Annotated in this window: 2 protein-coding genes and 1 pseudogene; 2 read left to right on the top strand and 1 reads right to left on the bottom strand. The window is 69.3% G+C overall.

Translation table 11 applies throughout. The annotated features are described in order from the left end of the window. On the bottom strand, positions 1-151 hold a 151-nt coding region (locus tag DSP71_RS24595), incomplete at its 3' end, for a DeoR family transcriptional regulator (protein ID WP_113680799.1). A gap of 117 nt (positions 152-268) precedes the next feature. On the opposite strand from DSP71_RS24595, the gene DSP71_RS07840 reads away from it, so the two are divergent. Beyond that, positions 269-1054: an SDR family NAD(P)-dependent oxidoreductase gene (locus tag DSP71_RS07840; protein WP_046748665.1), complete on the top strand. Its 786-nt coding sequence runs from the start codon at positions 269-271 to the stop codon at positions 1052-1054. A 53-nt stretch (positions 1055-1107) separates the two neighbouring features. Continuing rightward, positions 1108-1830: pseudogene (locus DSP71_RS07845) on the top strand (rhamnulokinase); the annotation flags it as partial.

The following is a 1830-nucleotide window of genomic DNA, read 5'->3' on the forward strand; positions in this document are numbered from 1 at the left end:
CCTCGAGTTCGAGCAGGTCTCGACGGATCGTCATCGACGACACCGCGAAGAGCTCGGCCGCAGCCTCGATCATCACACCCTGGGGGCCGTTGGCGAGTTCGACGAGTTCGTCTCGGCGTCGTTGCGCCTCGAGATTGCCGGAAAGAGCCATGGGAGGAATCTATCCGGTGCGCGCGATGAGACGGATCGCGCGACCAGCGACCTCGATCGCGCGCGCTCATATGAGCGGTGAGTGTTCCAGGTTGAGCGCCCCCGCTAGGCTCTGCTCATGCTCGGAAACACCACGGAACCACTCCTCGGCCGCGTGGCCGTCGTCACCGGCGGAGCGCGGGGCCTCGGCTACGCCATGGCCGAGGCCCTCGCCTCCGGGGGCGCCGAGGTCGCACTCCTCGACCGCCTCGACACCGTCGCCGAAGCCGCCGATGCCCTGGAGTCCGCTTCGGGTCGACGCTGCCTGGGCGTCAGCGTCGATGTCGCCTCTGAGGCATCCGTCGCCGCCGCCTTCGACATCATCGGCGAGCGGCTGGGCGCGGCAGACGTGCTCGTCAACAGCGCCGGCATCACATCGGGCACGCCCCTCCTCGACACCAGCACGGACGACTGGCGGCGGGTGCTCGACGTCAACGTCACCGGCACCTTCGTCACGAGCCGTGAGTTCGCACGCCGGCACGTCGAGGCGGACCGCGGCAACCCGGCCAGCATCGTCAACGTGTCGTCGATGTCGGCGTTCGCCGTGAACATCCCGCAGACCCAGGCCGCCTACAACACCTCGAAGGCCGCGGTGTCGATGTTCACGAAGAGCGCGGCGATCGAATGGTGGCCTCTCGGCATCCGCGTCAACGCGATCGCCCCCGGATACTTCGCCAGCGACATGACCAGGGACTTCGTGGCGGAGAACCCCGAGATGGCCGACGAGTGGGTACGGCGCATCCCGGCGGGGCGCATGGGACAACCCGAAGAGCTCGGCGACCTGCTGGTCTATCTCGCGAGCGAGCGCTCGAGCTATGTCGTGGGGCAGAGCATCCTCATCGACGGGGGATACACCAGCGTCTGAGGGCTCACCGGACCATAGGCCCGAACCAGAGGCCCGGCCATAGGCTGAGTGGCATGCCCGAACTGCCCCTCGGCTCGGCGACCTTCCGAGCTGCCGCCGTCGATCTCGGCGGGTCCAGCGGTCGTGTCGTGAGCGCGACCGTCGACGGCGAGCGGTTGCGGATCGACGGGGTGCACCGGTTCCGCAACCGTGCGTTCACGGATGAGCTCGGCCTGCGGTGGGACGCGCAACGGCTGTATCGAGATGCACTCGTCGGCCTCACCCGGCTGCGCAGGGAGGGGCCGGCCTTCACCAGCATCGGCGTCGACGCGTGGTCGGGCGACTACGGCCTGCTCGGCTACGACGGTCTCCTCGATGCTCCCTTCCATCAGCGCGACGCCCGCACCGAGCGCAGCTTCCCGATCGTCGAGGAGATCCTGCCCGCCGCCGAGGCCTTCCGCACGACCGGGGTCACCGCGCTCCCCATCATGACGATCTATCAGCTGGCGGCCGACCGGGAGGCCGGACGACTCGACACCGTGCAGCAGATGCTGCTGATGCCCGATCTGCTCGGACGCTGGCTCGGCGCCGCGGACGTCGCCGAGGCCACGAACGTCTCCAGCACCGGCCTCGCACTCCCCCGCGGCGGCGGCTGGGATGTCAGCCGGATCGAGGCTCTGGGCCTGCCGTCGAGGATCTTCCCCGACGTCGTCTTCCCCGGCACGGTGACCGGCCGTGTCTCCGAGGGGATCCTCGCCCCCGGGGACGCGACCGACATCACCGCCGTGGCCTCACAC

This window comes from Microbacterium sp. H6 (assembly GCF_003314775.1).
Taxonomy (GTDB): Bacteria; Actinomycetota; Actinomycetes; order Actinomycetales; family Microbacteriaceae; genus Microbacterium; species Microbacterium oxydans.

Bases quoted from the DNA above. Each gene is read 5' to 3' on its own strand.
- DSP71_RS07840 (WP_046748665.1), top strand. From the start codon at position 269: ATGCTCGGAAACACCACGGAACCACTCCTCGGCCGCGTGGCCGTCGTC.